This is a genomic window from Acinetobacter sp. ANC_7588, from assembly GCF_056783995.1.
Genome location: NZ_JBWYIU010000007.1, coordinates 1 through 13956, shown reverse-complemented (window position 1 = coordinate 13956; position 13956 = coordinate 1). Strand labels below are relative to the sequence as shown.

The following is a 13956-nucleotide window of genomic DNA, read 5'->3' as shown; positions in this document are numbered from 1 at the left end:
ATCACTCCACCAAATAGACTTTATCTTCACGCACGATGGATTGATAGGTTTTCAGTGGAATCGTACATGGCGCCCCACAAGGTTCACCTGTTTTGATATCGAAAGCACCTGCATGAAATGGGCACTCCACTTCACAGCCATCAATTTCACCATCTGCCAATGATGCATCACCATGTGTACAGGTATCATCGGTGATATAGAACTCGCCATCTTCTAAGTGAAATACTGCCAATGGCGGATAACCATCAATGATGACTTGTAGTCCCTCACCCTGTTCCACATCAGAGGTTGAACACAAAAATTTCTCAGCAACATTGGTCATTTTAATGTTCATTGGCTTAACTCCTCTATGGGTGAATCTGTGGCTTCAGGACCTAGAATGTGATAACCACCATCGGCATGAATCACACTGCCTGTCAGTAATTTTGCTTTCAGGCTACACAACAAACTTAATGCTTGTGCGACTTCCTCTGCATCCGCAATACGCCCTAACACATGGAAACGTCCTGCCACGCGGTCCGTCTTGGTACGGTCTCCGCCAGAGATCATTTGCATTGGTACTGACCAAGTCCAACCTAATGAGAGTGCATGTACACGAATACCATCTTGCGCTAGATCAAGCGCCATGCTTTGTGTAAGTTGTTCTAAAGTTGCTTTAGACGCTGGATAGACCCAGCGTTCTTTTTGTGCAATGCGTGCACTGACACTGCTAATATTGATCACTGCACCATCAACGCTGGCCTGCAGCAAAGGTCGACATGCCTGGACCAGTGCTGCATGACCAAACACGGTCACATTAAAAGTATTTTGCCAATCTTGACGTGTTGAGGCAGATCCATGATCTTCATACAAACACGCCAAATTCACCAAAATATCTAACTGTGTTAATTTGGCACTTAATGTGCGAATACTGTCATCATTAGCGAGATCTAAAAATTCATATTGCGCTTGGGTTGCGTCTGCCACTTGCTGACCTTGCGTTTGATTAATGTCGGCAACAATGACTTGTGCACCTAAGCTTTTTAATTCTTGCACCACGGCTTGACCAATGTGCGTTGCACCACCTGTCACCAGGACCACTTTGCCATTTAAGTCTGTCATGAAACCTCCTTGTACTCAGGCCATTCATTAAATTGACCTTTGCAGAACAACAGTGGACGTTGGTTACTGTGACGACATTGCTCAATTTTTCCTAAGAAAATTTGATGATCGCCTGCTTCAATTTGTTGTTCACGTTTGCAAACAAACTGCACCACACAACCTTCTAAAATAGGTGCTTTGCAATCTTGAATAGTCCACGTGCCATGTTGGAACTTATCCGCAATCGGCTTAGCAAAGTTCAAACCTACATCTCGCTGATGTGCACCTAAAATATTGATCGCAAAGTATTCAGCATTTTCAAAAATAGATCGGCTTGGAGAATGATTGACTAAACTCCATAACACTAATGCAGGATCTAAAGACACTGAACTAAAGGAATTAATCGTCAACCCTACAGGTTGTTGATCTTGGTCTAGGCAAGTGACGATTGCCACTCCTGTCGCAAAGCCACCAAATGCCTGACGGAGCGATTTCGCTTCCGCCAGATCAACATCCTGCCAAAGTAATTCAGGCAGCTGCATGTTGAAACTCCTTTCGTGACAAGTATTCTTTTGCCCCAGCTTCACCATCTACCGCTGGCCAGAAACCACATGGATTGTTGAAATGCCCCATAAAATCATCGGCAATGGCTTGGTTTTGCGATGCTGCGCCTAACACTTGCAATAAGCTTTCACTTGGTGGGTTTAACAGCAAGTTGGTAAATTCTGTGGTATAACGACCTGACTTTTCCCAGAATTGCTCGAATACTTTTGTCATCCAATCTGCACTAAAGTCTTCATCACCTCGTGCTAAAATCGCAGCTAAATAATGCTCCACCATACGAGTTGCATTGTTTGCGCCTTGTCCTGCGATTGGATCATTTACAATGACAGTGTCTCCAATCCCCCAAATTTTTGCACCGTTATCTAAGGTTGCAACAGGATCTCGAACTTCAGGGCGGAATGCACCTTTGAGCCATGCATTTGGATCACTTAATTCCATATTATCGACCATACGGAAGCTTTGATCTGGTGTTACTTTGGCAACCGCTTCTTTCATGCGTTGGACCATTTCTTCGCCAGATGTCACATCATCGAAGATATCCATTGGACCATTCGGTACACATTCAAATAAGAAACTACGACATGGGCCATGCGTGTGACTATAGAACGGCATACTGAAGTATTCGCCTGCACCTGCAACAAAATTAAAATGCAAAGTCTGAGATGGTTGACCTTGCCAACTATTTGGACCACACAAATCATCACCTACGACGAGTGCAGCAGCCAATTTACGTGGCGGCGTTTGATGCACTGAACGTGTTTCATTGCGTTTGAATAAACTCGTGATATTGCCCTTACCTGCCGCCAAAATCGTCAAATCATTTTCAGCAGTGATTACTTCCAAATCTTCTGGACTGACATTTTGAATGATGAGCTTGCCACCACGGCGCGGATATTCCTCTAACCAACGGTGATATTTGGTTCGTTGGTCCATGGCAATACCGTCATTATCATGTAAAAAACCAGTCACAGGTAACATGATATCGCCGTTTGGTGCACGAAAATCGACATGCAATGCTTGACCACGATGCGCTTTCCCATCCCAGAAATTCAAACCAAGTTTGCGTTCAAACTCTAATGTATTGGCGAAGAACATCGTGGTACTGACCATACGACCGTGTAACAATTCATCCGCAGGGCGATCTACATATAAAGTGACATCATATTTATTTTCGAGTAGCGAGAACGCGAGTAATAAGCCTGCTTGTCCACCACCGATAATTGCGATTTTTCTCATCTTGAATTCCCCTTAGGCCGTACTGATACAGTGCCTATATTGCTGTGTTCGGATAAGGTTGATTGAAGGTCAGATTCAGTTCGACACGATCAAATTTCCATTCACCCCATTGATTCCGACGTACTTCCGTTTTATAAAAACCACCTAAACAACAGGTTGTTGGTTGGTTTTGTTGTGTTGATGAATCTGCCAGATTACAGACTTCCCAAAGCATCCATGACGCGTTTGCATGATTTTGATCAATGACTTCAATATCTGGCATCGCCATGATATGTAAGCTCCAAAGCACTTGTGCTTCTGCAATCTCTGACAATGCATTCAAGATATTTTGGCGTCCTTGATATTCTCCAAAACCATTTGCACACCATATGGCATCCTCATGAAATACATGCTGTAAAATGGCTGAATTGTTGCGCTGATCAGCCGCTGTTGCATAACGACCGATCAGGCTACGAATCGCCTCGCAGGTCTCCAGATAGTGCAAACGCTGTTCTAGATTGTGCTGGCTCATCTTCGAGATCCTTTTAAACGTTAACTACATCACCAGTTTCATAAACGAAACGCTTTTCTTCAAAGGCGTATGGCACACCTACTGAACCTTTATAAAGTTCAATATGTGGAGCAACTTCGGCAAAACTCAGGCTTAACCAGTACAACTTGTGCAGCTCTTCAGGCAAGGTACCTAAAGCGTATTGGTCAAGTGCTGCAAGGAGCTTGCGCATTTCAGGCAAAATAGCATCGTAAAAAGCTTGCAGTTCGGCTGTAGTCGAATTTAAGCGTGCTGCATGACGTTGTTTCGATGTCCCTAGAGCCCATTTCGCGACAAAAGGTTCTAAGCTTGCAAAGTCAGCAGGCAATTGTGAAATGATGTTTGACATGTGCATTCTCCTTATGCGCGATTTAGGTATTGTTCAAGAACGTGGTAACCGTGACGAATCAAGATTTCTTCGTCTTGTAGATGCATCACTTTTTTCGCTCGAGACTCAAGTGCTTCTTGGGTATCTTCCATGGTGGCGGTATCTTCTAACCACGCATTACGTTGTAATACTTGTGCAAACTCTTGCGCCCAACGCTCTGAATAGGTTTTCGCTTTAGGCAGGTAATAGCGACCCTCCCAACGGGTTTGGTTATGACCGACCGGCCAGAACTGATGGGTGAACCATACACCTTCAGTCACATGCACCAAGATATTTGGGAAAATGACAGATAATTCAAACGAGAAGTCATCACGATCATTTGGATTGACTGATTTAGGTAGCTGAACACGTTCATAGTGATTCACCAATGATGCGCCAGTGATCTCACCTGACAATGCAGCCGCTGGTTTTGGATTGGCGTTTTTGGTTAAGCACACAGCGCAAGTACGATGATCACCAAACAATTGCACTTCTTGTAAACCTGATGCGAATACATTCGGGAAAGAGCCTGCATGAATGGTCGCCACGTGATACGCTTCAGCAAATGCGTCATGTGCGACTTTCCAGTTACAGTTCAGAACTGTGTTATAGGCAAAGCATTCTTCCATTTCATGGAATGGATAACCGCCTAAATGCTGTCCCATACCGCCTAAGAATTCTTCTACCGATTGAGTGCCGTCATTATCCAAATTGATGAAAATAAAACCTTCCCACACTTCGGTGCGTATTGGTGCTAAACCGTTATGACCTTTGTCAAAGCAAGATGTGAATTTTTCTTCTTCAGGTACGCTGACCAAATCACCTTTAGCATCGTAAACCCAACCGTGGAAACGACACGTTACGACTGCTGCTTTATTAGAACCAAAGGTTTCATTGCCTGTTTCCACCACAACTTTGTTACCACGGTGTGAACAAATATTGTGGAATCCACGGATTTCACCATCTTTACCATGCATTAAAATGACTGAGGTTTTAGCAAAATCTAAGCGTTTAACTTTGTAGTCACCTTGCTTTGGTATCTCTTCTACACGCCCCACTTTCAGCCAAACTTTTGAGAAAACTTTTTCAATTTCTTCCTGATAGATTTCTGGCGAAATACATGGTTCGGTTGGTATAGGCTCAATACCAAGTTCTGGATAGATATCGCCCCAACGAAGTTTTGCATTACTGTTCATATGACATTCCTGTTCAAGTTTTCGTTTCTAAGTTTTAAGTTCAGTAAATTTCATGCTTATTTACGAACAGCGTTTGAAACACGCCAATCAAACGCCGATCACGTGATGAATTAAAGTTGGTAATGTTCGCGAACTAAGTTTGCGATCCCCAGTTTTTCTAAAATTGGCATTGGGCATAAGAAGGTTGCACGTACCATTCCTGGTAAACGGCTAATTTCGATTGAGCCTGTGATGGTGCAACGGTTCATGACCTCATCCACACTTAAACCTGTGACTTTTGCCGCTCGATTTAAAGCATTGTCCGTTGCATCATTGAGGTTCTTACCTGTTCCCATAAATGTGATTGGACCACTTTCCTCAATTTCAGTTTGTCCCCAACGTGCACCTAAAGCTTTCACTTTTTCACGCTCTTCCTTGGTAAATGGACGTGCCATTGGTGGTAAGTCATCTGGTGCTTGAAGCAAAATTGGACCATCAATGGTTAAGCCTTTAATCACTTCCACTTGTAATTCTGTTTCGCCTGAAACGTCCGTGGCATGTCCTGCAATTTCACCATTACCTTGTTGCGCATGCATATCCCCCATGTAAACACCTGCACCTGGTACTTTCACAGGACAAATCAAAATACAGCCTGGACGAATCGAATTGGTATCCATGTGACCGTCTGTTTTGGCTGCGATAAGTTCTTCTTCAGTCATCCCGAATTTATGCGGTGCATCAATCAAATACTGACCAAAGTCGTGGCAGTTGTGAGAGTCTGGTAAGTCACGTGAAGGTGTCGTACCAATATTTCCGAGGAATGGACGCATATGCGCAGCAACCCCTGGCATATCAGCACGTGCAAGCGACAAGATTGAATGTTGCGCTGCATGTTCAGGCAGTGCAGAAAGCTCATTGGCATTGCCTGCTAACTTGTTGGCAATCTCTTGATTGACCGTCAAGCTCACTTTGTTTTCTTCATCCAACACAATCACATAACCATGTGAAAAGCGAAAAGCACTGACTTCTGCCCCACAGTTTTTACAGTGAATCGCATCTTCACCAATTCCTTCTACATAACTTGCTGGTTGCTCTGTACCACATGCTTCACAGTATTTCGCAACAAACGGATCGCCTTTATAACGCCCTTCAACAAATTGCATCACACCCGATGAGGTTGCTGTAGAAGTGACATGCATATCCTTAATCTTTAAAGCGACAGCATCACCTACCTCTGCACCTTCAATAAAGACAGGGAGTGTCACTTCATGACCACCTTGGAATGCAGGTGTAATCATTGGACCCCAACAGCCAGGCGGTGTGCCTGTTTTTAACGTTCCACCATTTTTTAAAGGTCCCAGCATACGTTGGCTTGGTCCCACAATACCGCCTGAAAACTCATTCACCACTAAATAATCGACAGCTCCAGCACTGCCTGCTGCATATTCTTGATTCTCAATTTTCATGGCCTTACCTCTATATGCTTGCTCTAATGTTTGGGTAACAATGTTTTAAAATGGGATGGTGATATCTATTGCGAACTTCTGACCTTCTGGTCGGTTTTCAACATCAAATTCTTTTTGATATTTCGCTGCGATTGCATACCCTTTAGGAAATTGATAGCGAACTTGCGGACCTATGCTGGCTGCTTTAGCTTTAAAATCACCTAAAACAGCACCTTCACCTGAGTCACCTTCAAGCTGACGATGTACGTAACCACCAACACCAACCGCCAAAGGTCCCATGTGTTTCGCAACTAAGTAATCGACATGCAAAGCGTTGCCCGATTCATATTTGGTATCCTTATTCTCGAAATTGATGTCGTACATCCACTTTGTACTGACTTCGATACCTTGTTTATTTAAGTATGTGGTCGAGATAATTGGTTGAATGGTGTAATAGTTACGTCCAATATTCGCGAGTCTATTTTTGTTGTAAGAGCCAACTGGAATATAAAAGTCGATACCTGTAGCCACATGCCAATCCCCTTTATGCCAACCCAATAAGAATGGATCGATAATGAGATCACCCATTGACATGTGATCATCTTGACGACCACCTAATGTAAGATCTGCATGGGCATATACAAGGAATGCATGCATGCCCCATGTCGCGCCTAAAAATGTTTTGTCACTGACATAGACACCACGAGCAACTGTGGCAAAAGTATCGATTTTAAAATCATCAAATACTGGATGATCATTTTTAAATTTATCTGCGTTGTAGTATTGGTTATAACTGACGAGATACATCCCAGGTGGCGGCATTGCTCCACCAAAAAAACTCTCTGTCCCATCAGGATAAGCACTTCCGCCATTTTCAGCGGCAAGCGCTAAACTTGCGCTACTGAAAAGACATGTAGTCAATGCCACAGAAGTTAGATATTTCCTTACCATTACCGCATCCCCCTCGTTGCTAAATTCCTTGCTGGCGATGTTCTAAATCGTCTAGCGCATGTCTTAATCTAGTCTTGAAAGGAGGCAGGGAAATATAAGGATGAATCTATGTTGAATTAAGGGATTATCTTGTAGAAATATTGATTTTTTCTCACCGGTATAGAGGTTTTAGAGAAATAAAATAGGTTTTCTTTACTATAGTGATAGGTAAAATCCCCTATAAATGTGAATGCTTTTTTATTTAAATTACATGTTTTGAAACATTTGAAAGTTAGCGTTGTCATATCGCTGTTGTACTTTGTAGAACACAGAGCAGCTAGATGTGCACAATCATGAATATTAAAAGTAACCCAATCATCGGCGTGGGCATCATGTTGATTGATCAACGTCAAAAAGTTCTATTGGGTTATAGAAACAAAAATGATGAACCTGCCTCATGGTGTTTTCCAGGTGGAAAAATGGATGCGCATGAATCAGTTGAGGATGCTGCAGTACGCGAATTGTTAGAGGAAACTGCTTTAGATCTAAGTCAATATATTGAATCTATTCAACCCTTAAATACGATCATTGATCAAAATGCTGAAGCGGTGAAGATTACGTTCGGAACGATTTATCAACTTTTAGATGAACGTTTAAAAACTCAAATTTGCGTGACAGAACCTGAGATTTTTGAGCGTTGGGAATGGTTTAGCATTGATGAGCTTCCACAACCACTTTTTTCTGAAACTGAAGTCATGATTAGACATTGGCTCAAACAATTTCAAGATAAAAAATGGTCTGTATATTCCTTGTCTAAGAAAGATTAGTTTTAATAAATTAATTTCAAAATTATTTTATAAAGGTATCTTTATTTATTTCATATAAAATATGATTTTCAAGAATATGCCCTGTAGGTAATTCTGGATGCTTGAATTGCTTAACTTCGGTCATACCTAGCCTTTTCATAACTGCTTCTGAAGGCTTATTTGTCAAAGCTGTAAATGCAACTACTTTATTTAAATTAAGCTCTTCAAAAGCATATATCAATGCAGCTCTTGCACCTTCTGTTGCGTACCCCATTCCCCAATATCTTTTTAATAACCGCCATCCAATTTCAACACATGGAGAAAATTCGAATAACACTGGTTGATTGTGCAATCCAATAAAACCAATAAACTCACTAGTATCTTTCAACTCTACAGCCCAAAAGCCCCACCCGTTTCGTTCAATTAACTCATAAATTTTTTCCGCCATCTCAATACTCTGTTGTGGGGTCAAAACTTCATGAAAATATTTCATAACATCTGGATCTAAACCCATTTTTATAAAAGATGAGTAATCTGCTTCCTTCCATTGTCTTAATATTAGTCTCTCAGTTTCAATCATTAGAGTACCTCTATGAATCTATTAAATTTAATATTTTTTGTGCTTGGAAAACTTCTAATATCGATTAAATTTAAAATTTATATATTTTAATTCAGTGTTTAATTTCTTTTAGCAAACGCGTTTATTCCGCTGAAATTTTTATGTATTTAAAATAAATCGATGAATTCTATCTAATGATAAAGTCTTATTAATTACATAAGACTTTATCACCTATCACAGTAATTATCTTTTCTAGAGACAACTTTAAAACAAGAAATACCGCTGTGCCATCGGCAATACTTCCGCAGGCTCACAGGTTAGCAATTTCCCATCGGCTCGCACTTCATAAATTTCAGGATCAACCTCCATCACAGGACAGTAGGTATTCAGTTTCATATCTTTCTTCTGAATATCGCGTGTACCTTTACATGGACTGATCAACTTTTTCAGACCCAATTTTTCATGCACGCCTGCTTCAATCGCGACTTGTGACAAGAACGTAATACAGGTGTTATGCACACCGCGCGCATTTGCCCCAAACATCGGACGATAATGCACAGGCTGTGGTGTTGGAATCGAAGCGTTAATATCTCCCATCGGCGCAGCTGCAATCATGCCACCTTTAATAATCATCGAAGGCTTCACCCCAAAAAATGCAGGCTTCCACAGCACTAAATCAGCAAGTTTGCCCACTTCCACCGAACCAGTTTCATGGCTTAAACCATGCGTAATGGCAGGGTTAATTGTATATTTGGCGATATAACGCTTCACACGATTATTGTCATGCGTGGCATTGTCACCTTCTAAAGGACCCCGCTGTATTTTCATTTTATGTGCGGTTTGCCATGTGCGAATCACCACTTCACCAACTCGCCCCATCGCTTGTGAGTCCGAGGACATCATGGCAATCGCCCCCAAGTCCTGCAAAATATCTTCTGCAGCAATGGTTTCACGGCGAATACGACTTTCCGCAAATGCCACATCTTCAGAAATCGCAGGGTCTAAATGGTGACAAACCATCAGCATATCCAAATGCTCATCAATCGTGTTGATGGTATACGGACGAGTTGGATTGGTGGAAGATGGCAACACATTCGGCTGACCAATGGCTTTTAAAATATCAGGCGCATGTCCACCGCCTGCACCTTCGGTATGGTACGTGTGAATGGTACGATTTTTAAATGCCGCCAAGGTTTCTTCCAAGAAGCCACTTTCATTTAAGGTATCGGTATGAATCGCCACTTGCACATCAAATTCATCGGCAACACTCAGGCAATTATCAATCGCTGCAGGGGTTGAACCCCAATCTTCATGCAATTTTAAACCGACCACACCTGCTCGAATTTGCTCACGAATTGGGTCGGGCTGACTTAAATTACCTTTACCCAATAAACCAATATTCATCGGTAAATCATCTATGGCTTGAAGCATCGTCCCGATATGCCAAGGTCCCGGTGTCACTGTTGTTGCAGAAGTCCCTGCCGCAGGGCCTGTACCACCACCAATCATGGTGGTCACACCGGACATCAGTGCCGTTTCCACTTGCTGCGGGCAAATCCAATGAATATGCGTATCGACACCGCCTGCGGTGAGAATCTGTCCTTCACCAGCGATCACTTCCGTCGCTGCACCAAGTGGAATGGTGATATCGGGTTGAATATCAGGATTGCCTGCTTTCCCAATTTTCCAAATACGGCCGTTTTTTAAACCGACATCGGCTTTGACAATACCCCACCAATCCACAATCAGCGCATTGGTAATCACGGTATCGGCAACGTCTTCAGCCAACAGTTGTGACTGCCCCATGCCATCACGAATCACTTTACCACCGCCAAACTTCACTTCCTCACCATAGGTAGTGAGGTCTTGCTCGACTTCAATAAACAGCTCAGTATCTGCGAGACGAACACGATCGCCTACCGTTGGACCAAACATTTCCGCATAGGCACGGCGTGACATTTTCATTATTATTTTCCCTTAATCCAACTTACCCATAACACGACCTGCAAAACCATACACCTCACGCTTACCTGCGAGTGCAACAAGTTCAATATCTCGACTCTGTCCTGGCTCAAAACGCACCGCTGTACCTGCCGCAATATTTAATCGATATCCTCGTGCTAACTCACGATCAAACTGCAACGCATCATTCGCTTCAGCAAAGTGATAATGTGACCCAACCTGAATCGGGCGATCCCCTGCATTTGCTACCGTCATTTTGAGCGTTGCCCGTCCGACATTCATTTCAATGTCTGTATCGGACGTAATGATTTCACCTGGAATCATATTTAATTTTTCCTCTCAAACATCACACAATCGGTTGATGTACAGTGACCAGTTTTGAACCATCCGGAAAGGTCGCTTCCACTTGGACCTCTGCGATCATTTCAGCTACGCCTTCCATTACTTCATCCCGTTTTAGCAATGTTGTTCCAAAATGCATGAGGTCACTCACACTCATCCCATCACGTGCACCTTCTAATAGTGCGGCAGAAATGTAAGCCACTGCTTCTGGATAATTCAGCTTTAAACCACGGGCCTTGCGTCTTTCCGCTACAAGCCCCGCAGTAAAAATCAGCATTTTGTCTTTTTCCGTAGGTGTTAGTTCCATAATGCTTTCCTCACTATCTTTAAATATTGATGCAAAATGTGTGCTCAAATGTTTGTGTTAAAACAACTTAACTATGTTGCTATGACAAGAATAAATTTATGTGCGCCAAATTCGTGGGAACTCTTCATGAAGATCAAACCAATAACGACGAAGCTTTGCACGAATTGCAGCAAATGCATCATGACACTCACGTACATCATCTCCGAGATAACGTGCGGTTACGACGTAATCGAGTAACGTCAATGTGACGTTAATATTCATACGCATGATTAATTCACGAATTTGATCAATATGTTGATCAAGATAGAAATTTGACCGGTATTGTTCTGGAGGCACTGCCCAAAAACTGGCCATCACTGCATGACCGTTCATCCCTAAACAAGACTTTAACCAACGATCATTGCCTTTAAAATTTAAACAGTCTGCAACCAATATTTTCTGATTTTGATAAAGCTGAAATTTATTTTGGTAAGCACCCTGCGAGAAGGTTTCATATCGTGCTTGCCGTCCAATCACCAACATATCCCAACCGATAAAACTGGCAGCAGCGTCCAAATGTACGATCGTCTCTGAATTTGCATTCGCACCATTAAAGAGCATCGTCTCTTGAGGAAGCCATTCGAAAATCGCCTCATCTTGTACATGAATATGAATATGTTGAAATGCTTGTTTAAGATTGGTTTTGTACCACTTCCCTGCGCCAGGTGTGGTAACCAAAGCATGCGAATCCTGATCTATTTTCATTTCAAAGGTGAGATGATCTCCACCAGCAATTCCAGCAGGTGGATGAACAATAATGGCATGACATACTCCTGTTTTTTCAGGCCACAGCATCTTTTGCACGCGAACAGGTCCAAAGTGCTTACGATGCGCCAAAATTGTGCGATTTGAATCTTTGGTAAAACCTAACTCTAATTTAGCAAACCAATACTGTGCATTTTTGACTGGCTCATTGAACAATACTTGATTCATTCACGGTCATCTTCGTATTCCTATCATTTTCAGTAAATGTTCTGCAAAAATTGCACCAAGTTTGCTCAAGCTAATTTTGGTTAAAGGTTCTTAGGCACTTAATGTTGATATTGATGAGTAATTCATGTGAAAAATCTAAGAACGTTTTTCTAAAGAATCCGATTGTTGCCTTCGCCGAAAAAAAACAGTTCGTGCTAATATAGTGAATTACCTTAAATTGTTATCAAGTTTGAATATGAGTAAACAGAAAAACTACCAACCGGGAGAGTTCCAGTGGTCTTTCTTAATGCCAAAATATTGGGGCATTTGGATTGGTATTATATTTCTGATGCTCCTTGCGATATTACCTTGGGCAATTCAGCATCGTTTAGCGTATCTGATGGGAAATGTAGCTTTCAAATACTTGCGTTCACGTCGTGAAACAACTTTAAGAAATTTAGAAGTCTGCTTTCCTGAATGGATGCCCGAACTCCGTTATGAAAACGCTCGCCAAGTCTTTATTGATCAAATGGTCGGTGTTTTTGAAACACTGAATGCTTGGTATTGTCCCAAATGGTTTAAAGATCGTGTAACGATTGAAGGTTTAGAACATATTCAACAAGCGCAAGCTGAAGGGCGTGGGGCTTTACTACTCGGTACACACTCTACCCTACTCGATGCAGGTGGATATGTCTGTGCCCAGTATTTTGATCCAGATGTCGTATATCGTCCGCAAAATAATCCATTGTTAGATATGCTGATTTACCGTTGTCGTGCCACGATTTATACCCATCAAATCGACCATGATGATATGCGTGGATTAATCCGTCATTTAAAAGAAGGACGACCTATTTGGTATAGTCCCGACCAAGATTTTGGTCTTAAACAAGGTGTTATGGCGCCCTTTTTTGGTGTACCCGCAGCCACTGTAACTGCACATCGCCGTATATTAAAAATAACCAAAGCTGCCGCGATTCCACTTTACTTCTACCGTAAAGGTGATATTACAAATCCGAAATATCATATTTTGATTGAACCTGCGTTAGACAATATGCCAAGTGAAGATGAAATTGCAGACGCGACACGAACAAATTTGATTATTGAAAATCAACTTCGTTTAGCACCAACCCAATATATGTGGTTCCACCGTAGATTTAAAACACGTCCGGAAGGTTTTGAAAAAATTTATTAAAAAAAGCGGCTGAGCCGCTTTTTTATTGTGTTTCTAATACATCTGAATTTTTATCAGTATCAGGCTTTTTCGCCTCTACCATCTTATAGCGGTTGATACGACCTAACTCATCTTTTAAAGTCATATGCTGCATGTCCAAGACATTTAATATCAGCTTTTCTGAAGTTTTATTTTGATTCTGATCTGTCCAATTTACATTGAACTCCGTACCTAAACGAGTCCATTGATTTGCATGAATTTCCCCGACAGCAACAGGGGTTATAAATTTTGGTACTTTTCCGTTGAGATCAATTTGAATCTCTTTTAAATCCACCCTTGGACATTGCTCAGCAAAACATTGATAGGCTGCTGGTTCAGGCGTTACTTTTTGAGCAAAAGACTGTGCTTTAGCTTCTTTAGCTTCTTTAGCTTCTTTAGCTTCTTTAGCTTCTTTAGCTTCTTTAGCTTCTTTAGCTTCTTTAGCTTCTTTAGCTTCTTTAGCTTCTTTAGCTTCTTTAGCTTCTTTAGCTTC

At 41.9% G+C, this 13956-nt stretch carries 17 protein-coding genes; 2 read left to right on the top strand and 15 right to left on the bottom strand.

Annotated elements, in window-relative coordinates:
• Nucleotide 1: 1 nt before the first annotated feature.
• From AC1M9J_RS07950 to AC1M9J_RS07910, 9 genes are all read right to left on the bottom strand, one after another.
• On the bottom strand, nucleotides 2-334 hold the full coding sequence (locus tag AC1M9J_RS07950) for a non-heme iron oxygenase ferredoxin subunit (protein ID WP_481952129.1): 333 nt from the start codon (nucleotides 332-334) through the stop codon (nucleotides 2-4).
• Nucleotides 331-1101: an SDR family oxidoreductase gene (locus AC1M9J_RS07945; RefSeq protein ID WP_481952128.1), complete on the bottom strand. Its 771-nt coding sequence runs from the start codon at nucleotides 1099-1101 to the stop codon at nucleotides 331-333. The genes AC1M9J_RS07950 and AC1M9J_RS07945 overlap by 4 nt, the downstream gene beginning before the upstream one ends.
• A complete protein-coding gene (locus AC1M9J_RS07940) occupies nucleotides 1098-1622 on the bottom strand; it encodes a flavin reductase family protein (protein ID WP_481608984.1) in 525 nt (174 codons plus the stop codon). Before AC1M9J_RS07940 ends, AC1M9J_RS07945 begins: the two co-directional genes overlap by 4 nt.
• The gene (locus tag AC1M9J_RS07935; RefSeq protein ID WP_481952127.1) at nucleotides 1609-2880 is read right to left on the bottom strand and encodes a styrene monooxygenase/indole monooxygenase family protein; all 1272 of its coding nucleotides are present in this window, start codon (nucleotides 2878-2880) and stop codon (nucleotides 1609-1611) included. The genes AC1M9J_RS07940 and AC1M9J_RS07935 overlap by 14 nt, the downstream gene beginning before the upstream one ends.
• Before the next feature lie 34 nt (nucleotides 2881-2914).
• Nucleotides 2915-3391 carry a nuclear transport factor 2 family protein gene (locus AC1M9J_RS07930; RefSeq protein ID WP_481587616.1) on the bottom strand — a complete coding sequence of 159 codons (477 nt, stop codon included), beginning with the start codon at nucleotides 3389-3391 and terminating at the stop codon, nucleotides 2915-2917.
• 13 nt (nucleotides 3392-3404) lie between these two features.
• Nucleotides 3405-3758, bottom strand: a complete 354-nt coding sequence (locus AC1M9J_RS07925) for a hypothetical protein (RefSeq protein ID WP_481596224.1) — start codon at nucleotides 3756-3758, stop codon at nucleotides 3405-3407.
• An 11-nt stretch (nucleotides 3759-3769) separates the two neighbouring features.
• Nucleotides 3770-4972, bottom strand: a complete 1203-nt coding sequence (locus AC1M9J_RS07920; protein ID WP_481596223.1) for an aromatic ring-hydroxylating oxygenase subunit alpha — start codon at nucleotides 4970-4972, stop codon at nucleotides 3770-3772.
• Between the two features lie 110 nt (nucleotides 4973-5082).
• On the bottom strand, nucleotides 5083-6417 hold the full coding sequence (locus AC1M9J_RS07915; protein ID WP_225530670.1) for an acetamidase/formamidase family protein: 1335 nt from the start codon (nucleotides 6415-6417) through the stop codon (nucleotides 5083-5085).
• Nucleotides 6418-6462: 45 nt separating this feature from the next.
• Nucleotides 6463-7347: a SphA family protein gene (locus AC1M9J_RS07910; protein ID WP_481952126.1), complete on the bottom strand. Its 885-nt coding sequence runs from the start codon at nucleotides 7345-7347 to the stop codon at nucleotides 6463-6465.
• Nucleotides 7348-7679: 332 nt separating this feature from the next.
• Here AC1M9J_RS07910 and AC1M9J_RS07905 point away from each other — a divergent pair, with 332 nt between their 5' ends.
• A complete protein-coding gene (locus AC1M9J_RS07905) occupies nucleotides 7680-8153 on the top strand; it encodes a nucleotide triphosphate diphosphatase NUDT15 (protein ID WP_481591580.1) in 474 nt (157 codons plus the stop codon).
• A gap of 22 nt (nucleotides 8154-8175) precedes the next feature.
• Here AC1M9J_RS07905 and AC1M9J_RS07900 read toward each other — a convergent pair whose 3' ends face one another.
• The 5 genes from AC1M9J_RS07900 to AC1M9J_RS07880 form a co-directional block, all read right to left on the bottom strand.
• Complete coding sequence (locus tag AC1M9J_RS07900; RefSeq protein WP_481591581.1) at nucleotides 8176-8712, bottom strand: GNAT family N-acetyltransferase; 537 nt, start codon at nucleotides 8710-8712, stop codon at nucleotides 8176-8178.
• Nucleotides 8713-8955: 243 nt separating this feature from the next.
• Nucleotides 8956-10656, bottom strand: a complete 1701-nt coding sequence (gene ureC, locus AC1M9J_RS07895; RefSeq protein ID WP_481952125.1) for an urease subunit alpha — start codon at nucleotides 10654-10656, stop codon at nucleotides 8956-8958.
• A gap of 12 nt (nucleotides 10657-10668) precedes the next feature.
• Nucleotides 10669-10977, bottom strand: a complete 309-nt coding sequence (locus tag AC1M9J_RS07890) for an urease subunit beta (protein ID WP_035270651.1) — start codon at nucleotides 10975-10977, stop codon at nucleotides 10669-10671.
• 22 nt (nucleotides 10978-10999) lie between these two features.
• On the bottom strand, nucleotides 11000-11302 hold the full coding sequence (gene ureA, locus AC1M9J_RS07885) for an urease subunit gamma (protein WP_035270654.1): 303 nt from the start codon (nucleotides 11300-11302) through the stop codon (nucleotides 11000-11002).
• 96 nt (nucleotides 11303-11398) lie between these two features.
• The gene (locus AC1M9J_RS07880) at nucleotides 11399-12274 is read right to left on the bottom strand and encodes an urease accessory protein UreD (RefSeq protein WP_481952124.1); all 876 of its coding nucleotides are present in this window, start codon (nucleotides 12272-12274) and stop codon (nucleotides 11399-11401) included.
• Nucleotides 12275-12509: 235 nt separating this feature from the next.
• Between AC1M9J_RS07880 and AC1M9J_RS07875 the strand changes: the two genes are divergently transcribed.
• Nucleotides 12510-13445 carry an LpxL/LpxP family acyltransferase gene (locus AC1M9J_RS07875; RefSeq protein WP_481596219.1) on the top strand — a complete coding sequence of 312 codons (936 nt, stop codon included), beginning with the start codon at nucleotides 12510-12512 and terminating at the stop codon, nucleotides 13443-13445.
• A 22-nt stretch (nucleotides 13446-13467) separates the two neighbouring features.
• On the opposite strand, the gene AC1M9J_RS07870 is transcribed toward AC1M9J_RS07875, so the two are convergent.
• A partial coding sequence (locus AC1M9J_RS07870) for a hypothetical protein (RefSeq protein ID WP_481952123.1) occupies nucleotides 13468-13956 on the bottom strand: 489 nt, incomplete at its 5' end.